This is a genomic window from Actinoalloteichus spitiensis RMV-1378 (assembly GCF_000239155.1).
Taxonomy (GTDB): Bacteria; Actinomycetota; Actinomycetes; order Mycobacteriales; family Pseudonocardiaceae; genus Actinoalloteichus_B; species Actinoalloteichus_B spitiensis.
Window position 1 is genome coordinate 1 of sequence record NZ_AGVX02000330.1, and the last position, 6,189, is coordinate 6,189.

6 protein-coding genes are annotated in these 6,189 nt (G+C 74.0%); 3 read left to right on the plus strand and 3 right to left on the minus strand.

Annotation, left to right across the window (positions count from 1 at the left end):
- Together ACTIDRAF_RS0214930 and ACTIDRAF_RS0214935 are read right to left on the minus strand one after the other, a co-directional pair.
- Positions 1 to 857, minus strand: an 857-nt coding sequence (locus ACTIDRAF_RS0214930; protein ID WP_016699535.1) for a tyrosine-type recombinase/integrase, incomplete at its 3' end; no start/stop codon positions are given.
- Between the two features lie 176 nt (positions 858 to 1,033).
- Positions 1,034 to 1,264: a hypothetical protein gene (locus ACTIDRAF_RS0214935; RefSeq protein ID WP_016699536.1), complete on the minus strand. Its 231-nt coding sequence runs from the start codon at positions 1,262 to 1,264 to the stop codon at positions 1,034 to 1,036.
- 177 nt (positions 1,265 to 1,441) lie between these two features.
- On the opposite strand from ACTIDRAF_RS0214935, the gene ACTIDRAF_RS0214940 reads away from it, so the two are divergent.
- The 3 genes from ACTIDRAF_RS0214940 to ACTIDRAF_RS0214950 all read left to right on the plus strand — a co-directional run bounded on the left by ACTIDRAF_RS0214940 (position 1,442) and on the right by ACTIDRAF_RS0214950 (position 5,089).
- Positions 1,442 to 2,590, plus strand: a complete 1,149-nt coding sequence (locus ACTIDRAF_RS0214940; protein ID WP_016699538.1) for a sensor histidine kinase — start codon at positions 1,442 to 1,444, stop codon at positions 2,588 to 2,590.
- Complete coding sequence (locus ACTIDRAF_RS0214945) at positions 2,587 to 3,267, plus strand: response regulator transcription factor (protein ID WP_039787496.1); 681 nt, start codon at positions 2,587 to 2,589, stop codon at positions 3,265 to 3,267. Before ACTIDRAF_RS0214940 ends, ACTIDRAF_RS0214945 begins: the two co-directional genes overlap by 4 nt.
- A 169-nt stretch (positions 3,268 to 3,436) precedes the next feature.
- Positions 3,437 to 5,089 carry an NAD-dependent malic enzyme gene (locus ACTIDRAF_RS0214950; protein ID WP_016699540.1) on the plus strand — a complete coding sequence of 551 codons (1,653 nt, stop codon included), beginning with the start codon at positions 3,437 to 3,439 and terminating at the stop codon, positions 5,087 to 5,089.
- A 42-nt stretch (positions 5,090 to 5,131) separates the two neighbouring features.
- On the opposite strand, the gene ACTIDRAF_RS0214955 is transcribed toward ACTIDRAF_RS0214950, so the two are convergent.
- The gene (locus tag ACTIDRAF_RS0214955) at positions 5,132 to 5,767 is read right to left on the minus strand and encodes a DNA-3-methyladenine glycosylase I (RefSeq protein ID WP_016699541.1); all 636 of its coding nucleotides are present in this window, start codon (positions 5,765 to 5,767) and stop codon (positions 5,132 to 5,134) included.
- Positions 5,768 to 6,189 lie beyond the last annotated feature (422 nt).

Genomic DNA, 6,189 nt, shown 5'->3' on the forward strand with positions numbered 1-6,189 from the left:
TGCCCCAGCAAGGCCATGATCTCCGAGGCGTTGGCGCCGTCCTCGGCCAGCCGGGTCGCGAAGGTGTGGCGCAGCGCGTGCAGGCTCGCGCCTGAGGGCACCCTGTCGTGCAGGCCGGCCCACCGGAAGCAGGACTTCACCAGGTACTCCAACGCGCCGCGCCCGATCGGCTCACCCCGCTGGTCCAGCAGCAGCGGTGAGGAACGCCGCGGCCGGCGGTGCGGGAACCTCGCGCGGCAGGACGCCAGGTAGCCCTCGATCACCCGCTCCAACGGCCCTTCGATGGGAATCGACCGTTCGCGGCTCCCCTTGCCCCGGACGTGCAGTCGTCGCTCCCCGGGACGTCCCACCACCGAGTCCAGGGTGAGTTCCCGCATCTCCCCCGCGCGCAGCCCGGTGACCAGGCCGAGGGAGAGCACCAGCACGTCACGCTCCGGCCACGGGCGGCGCGCCCGGCGCGCGCCCCCCGCCACCGCGCGCAACAGCTCTTCCGGGGTCCCCTCGCCGCGCAGCGGCTTGGGGGACAGCGGCGGCGTGCGCGGCCGGTCGATCGCCGCCATCGGGTTGCCCGGGAGGACGCCCTCCGCCACGCAGAAGGTGAGGAACTGGTTCCAGGTGGACCACGCCCGGAGCACCGAACTCTTCGCGTGGGTGTCGGCGAAGCGGCCGAACGCCGCACGCAGGGCCTCCGCCGTGGCCCCCTCGAGGCGGAGCTCCTCCACGGCCACGGCGTGTTCCTCGGCGAGCAGGCGGGTGATGCCAGCCAGGTCCCGCCGGTAGGCGGCCGTGGTGTGCGGGGAGTCCTTCCGGGGCCGCCTGGCCGTGAAGAACGCCTCCTGTGCCCGTAGCAAGCGCATACCGATCTTGATACACGGCTGGCGGACAGCTCGCTGACGACCGGAGCCTTGCCCTCGCCCCGGTCCACGTGGTGGGGACGGTCCCGGGGCCGGTGGTGAGCTGAGGGGGCCGTGGTGAGGGCGCCGGTCCCCGCCCCGCCGGCTCGGGACCCCGCTCCCGATCCGCCCGGGCGTGGTCAGCCCCTGCCCAGCCGGCCCGCGAGGACCACCACCACGACCCCGAGCACGGAGACGGTCAGGTTCGCGTACACCTCCACGCCGGAGAACAGCTCGAACCGCTCGAACACCTCGCGGTTGAGCACGTTCAACAGGAAGCCCATGACCGGCTGGGCCGCCAGATGGTCGATCGTGCCGCTGATCCCCATGAGCGTCAGGAGGAACCCGGCCGCTCCCATCAACTTCACCATGCCGGCAGGCTAGCCACGGCACGCGTCCGGCCGCCTCGGTCCGGGGGATCGACCGCGCCGACGGAGGTGCCGGCCTCCCCGGGGAACTCCGTCGAAGGTCCCGCCGGCACCAACTTCGGTATCGCGAGGCCGTGCGGGACCGCTCGTCCGGTGTCACGCCTCCTAGGCTCACACCCCATGACCGCCGTGGGACGCAGGCGCCAGGGGAGCCGGGACTGGCTGGTCGACTTCGGGCTCTTCCTGGCGGCGGCCGCCTACGGGCTCTGGACGGCGGCCCTCTACCGGCAGGACCCCACCATGCCCGGCTGGCTGTCCACGACCGACCAGTTGCTGGGGGTCGCGGGGTGCGCCGCCCTGTGGTGGCGCCGGTCCTGGCCCACCGCCATCGCGGTGGGGCTGGTCGTCGTCGCCACCGTCGCCGAGACCGCCGCCGGGGCGATGGTCGCGGCGCTCTTCTCGCTGGCCGTGCGGCGACCACCCCGGGTCAGCATCGCCGTCCTCCTGCTCAGCCTCGTGTCCGCCACCCTGTCCGTGGGGTGGCGGCCCGAACCCCCCGAGGGGCGCCCGCTCGTCCTCCTGCTGGGAGCCGCGGTGCACTCGGCGGCCACCGCCTGGGGCATCACGGTGCAACAGCGCCGGTCGTTGCTCCGGTCGTTGCGCACCCGCGCCGAGCAGGCGGAGGCGGAGGCGGAGCTGCTCGCCGAGCGGGCACGCCGGTCGAGCCGGGACGAGATCGCCCGGGAGATCCACGACGTGCTGGGGCACCGGTTGTCCCTGCTGAGCCTCCACGCCGGCGCGCTGGAGTACCGGACGGACGCCAGCCCGGAGGAGACACGGCAGGCGGTCGGGGTCATCAGGAGCAGCGCGCACCAGGCCCTCCAGGACCTGCGGGAGGTGATCGGTGTGCTGCGCGCCCCGGAACCGGACTCCCCCCAGCCCGCGTTCACCGACCTGCCCGCGCTGGTGGCGGAGTCGAGCACGGGCGGGGTCGACATCCGGTACCACGACGAGGTGTCGGACGCGGTGCCCGGATCACTGGGCAGGACCGCCTACCGCGTCGTGCAGGAGGCGGTGACCAACGCCCGCAAGCACGCCCCGGGCACCGCCGTCGTGGTCCGCGCCAGCGGCCGCGCGGAGGACGGGCTCACCCTCGACGTGGTCAACTCCGGGGGAGCCGCGCACTCGGCGGCCCCGGCGTTGCCCGGATCGGGCCAGGGCCTGCTGGGACTCCGCGAACGGGTCCGCATCGCGGGCGGCGACCTGGAGCACGGCCCGCTGCCCGATGGCGGTTGGCGGCTGACCGCCTGGCTACCGTGGCCGACATGACCGGTGTCCGGGTCCTGCTCGTCGACGACGACCCCCTCGTCCTGACCGCGCTGACGATGATGCTGAAGGGCGCCGAGGGCATCTCCGTCGTCGGCAGGGCTGCCAACGGCGCGGAGGCGCTGGACGCGTTGACGACCACCCCGGTCGACGTCGTGCTGATGGACATCCGGATGCCGACGATGGACGGTCTCAGCGCGACCGAGGCGCTCAGGGCACGTCCCGCGCCTCCCGAGGTCATCGTGCTGACCACCTTCGACGCCGACCGGCACGTGCACCGGGCACTGTCAGCCGGCGCGGTCGGGTTCCTGCTCAAGGACACCCCGCCGGAACACCTCGTCGAGGCGATCCGGCGCGCCGCCGCCGGCGACCCCGTGCTCTCCCCGTCGGTGCTGCGGGGACTCATCCGGCGCACCGTCGCCCCCGAGAACGGCGCCCGGTCCCGCCGCGCCGAGGAGGCACGTGCCAGGCTCGCCCCGTTGGCCGAACGGGAACGTCAGGTAGCCCGCGAGGTGGGGCGGGGCCTGTCGAACGCGGACATCGCCCGCGTCCTGCACCTCAGCGTTCCCACCGTCAAGACCCACGTGTCGGCCGCGCTCGCCCGACTCGGTCTGACCAACCGCGTCCAGCTGGCGCTGCTGGTGCGGGAGTCCGAGCTGGACCTGCCCGACGGCGACTGACCAGCGTCGACGAGGCAGGGGGACCACCGGTCGGGCGAACGGGCCCGGAGGGGAGCCCCTCCGCTCGGCCGGCCGCGCCACCCCCGGAGGGAGCGGGGCCGCCGCCCCGCATGCGCCGCGCCAGGAAGGGGGCGATGATGCGGACACGACCGGCCGGGAGGGGACGCGGATGGCCGAGGTACCGGAAGTCCTGCGGGATGCCCTGACCAACCAGGGCACGGCGTTCTCCCGGGCCGACCGCGAACGGCTCGGCCTGGTCGGCTGGTTGCCAGACGCGGTGCTCACCCTCGACCAGCAGGCGCGGCGGGCCTACGAGCAGTGCCGGGCGCAGCCGGACGACCTCGCGGCGAACCTGTACCTCGAACAGCTGCACGACCGGAACGAGGTGCTGTACTACCGGCTGCTCACCGAGCACCTCACCGAGCTGCTGCCCGTCGTCTACGACCCCACCGTCGGTCAGGCGGTCCGCCACTACAGCCACGAGTACCGGTCCCCCCGTGGCGTCCACCTGTCGATCGACCACCCCGAGGACATCGGTCCCGCCCTCGACGCGCGCGGGCTGGGACCCGAGGACGTCGACCTGCTGGTGGTCACCGACTCGGAGCAGATCCTGGGCATCGGCGACTGGGGCGTGCACGGCGTGCGGCTGGCCGTGGGGAAGCTCTCGGTGTACACGGCGGCGGCCGGCGTGCACCCCGCGCGCTGCCTGCCGGTGGTGCTGGACGTCGGCACCAACAACCAGTCCCTCCTCAACGATCCCCTCTACCTGGGAGCCAGGCACAGCAGGGCGACCGGCGAACGCTACGACGAGTTCGTGGCGGCCTTCCTCGACGCCGTCACCGACCGGTACCCGCACGCGTTGGTGCACCTGGAGGACTTCGGACCGGGCAACGCCCGCCGGCTGTTGGAGGCGTACGGGGGCACCCGTCGCGTGTTCAACGACGACCTCCAGGGAACAGGGGCGATCACCCTGGCGGCGGTGATGAACGCGCTCCGCGTTACCGGCAGCCCCTTCCGCGACCAGCGGGTGGTGGTGTTCGGCGCCGGTACCGCCGGGGTCGGCATCGCCGACCAGCTGCGCGACGCCATGGTCCGGGACGGTCTGAGCCGGGCGCAGGCGACCTGCCGGGTGTGGCTGGTGGACCGCCAGGGTCTGCTCGTGTCCGACATGCGGGAGCTGCGCGACTACCAGCGGGACTACGCCCGGCCACCCGACGAGGTGGCCGGCTGGGGCAACGGCGCGGTCGACCTGTTCTCGACCGTGCGGCAGGTGCACCCCACCATCCTCGTGGGCACGTCCACGGTGGCAGGGGCCTTCGACGAACGAGTCGTCGCCGCTATGGCCCAGCACACCGAGCGGCCCGTCATCCTCCCGCTGTCCAACCCGACCGAGCGGGCGGAGGCGAAGCCATCGGACCTGCTGTCCTGGACCGGCGGGCGGGCCCTGACCGCCACGGGCGTTCCGGCCGACCCGGTCGACCTCCGGGGTACCCGGCACGTGGTGGCCCAGGCCAACAACGCCCTGCTCTACCCGGGTCTCGGGCTCGGCGTCATCGTCGCCCGCGCCGAACGCGTGACGGCGGGCATGCTGCTCGCCGCGGCGGAGGCGGTGGCCGGGCAGGTCGAGGAGGTGGGGCCAGGGGCTCCCCTGCTGCCCCGGGTCGGCAACCTCCGCGCTTCCTCGGCCACCGTCGCCGCGGCCGTCGTCCGCCAGGCGGTGCGGGAGGGGGTGGCCGCGCGTCAGGCCGAGGACGTCGTCCAGGCGGTCCAGGACGCGATGTGGCGGCCGGAGTACCCGGGAGGGGACGCTGCTCGGGCATGACCGCCGCCCCGAACGCCGGGCGCTGGCGCCTGCCGGGACCCCTCAGCCTTCGGGCCACACCCCGGACGTCCCCCGCCGGTGACAGCCCACCAGGTGGGTGTCGATCATCCCGACCGCCTCCATCAGCGCGTGGATCGTGGTGGGCCCGACGAACGCGAAGCCGAGCCGCCGGAGCGCCGTCGACAGGGCGGTCGACTCGGGGCTGGTGGTCGGCACCTCAGCCGTGGAACGGGGCGCCGGTGTCCGTTCCGGCCGGAACGACCAGAGGAACGAGTCCAGCCCGCCCTCCGCGCGCAGGTCCAGGACGGCGAGGGCGTTCGTCCGCGCCGCCTCGATCTTCCGCCGGTTGCGGACGATCGCCGCGTTGGTCATCAGGCGGTCCACGTCCTCGTCAGTGAAGGCGGCGACCTTCTCCGGGACGAAGTCGCAGAACGCCTGCCGGAAGGCGGCGCGCTTGTTCAGGATCGTCAACCAGGACAGACCGGCCTGGAACCCCTCCAGGGTGATCCGCTCGTACAGCTCCTGTTCCCCCCGTACCGGCAACCCCCACTCGGTGTCGTGGTAGTGCCTGTTCACCGGGTGGGTGGACGCCCAGACGCAGCGCCGCAGCCCGTCCTCGCCGAGTACGGCCTCCTGCCCGGCCCTGGTGGGAACCGGTGGCGTGGGGGTCTCCGGCATCGGTGTCGTGCTCCCTCTCATCTCGTGGGATCTGGTCGGGTCCTCCCGCCTCGGAAGGACCCGTCGCGGGCGGGGCGGTGCCGAGGCCTGGCGGGGAGCCGGGCGCGCACCCTGACTCCGCCCGCGTGCCGTTCCCCGGACCCCCGCGAGCCATCGGCGACCGCACCGTAGCCCCGCCACCCGACAGCCTGCCGGGCAGCACCGGCACGGACGCTGATCAGCAGGGTGGAGGTGGCGCAGGCCACGCCCAGTCCGGGCCCCGGTTGGCGCGGCGCGTTCGTGCCGCTACCGGCCAGCCGAGGTGCCGGTCCACCGCGTGCCGGAACGGGCCGGCGCGCCGGGCCGGCGGTTCGGTGCGGTGCGGGGGAGAGACGGTCCCGGGATGCGGTGGTGATCTCCTCGGTGGCGCGGGTGCTCGTCGC

Excerpts from the sequence above, each read along its gene's own strand:
- ACTIDRAF_RS0214935 (WP_016699536.1), bottom strand. The coding sequence starts at position 1,264 with ATGGTGAAGTTGATGGGAGCGGCCGGGTTCCTCCTGACGCTCATGGGG.
- ACTIDRAF_RS0214950 (WP_016699540.1), top strand. The coding sequence starts at position 3,437 with ATGGCCGAGGTACCGGAAGTCCTGCGGGATGCCCTGACCAACCAGGGC.
- ACTIDRAF_RS0214955 (WP_016699541.1), bottom strand. The coding sequence starts at position 5,767 with ATGCCGGAGACCCCCACGCCACCGGTTCCCACCAGGGCCGGGCAGGAG.
- ACTIDRAF_RS0214945 (WP_039787496.1), top strand. The coding sequence starts at position 2,587 with ATGACCGGTGTCCGGGTCCTGCTCGTCGACGACGACCCCCTCGTCCTG.
- ACTIDRAF_RS0214940 (WP_016699538.1), top strand. The coding sequence starts at position 1,442 with ATGACCGCCGTGGGACGCAGGCGCCAGGGGAGCCGGGACTGGCTGGTC.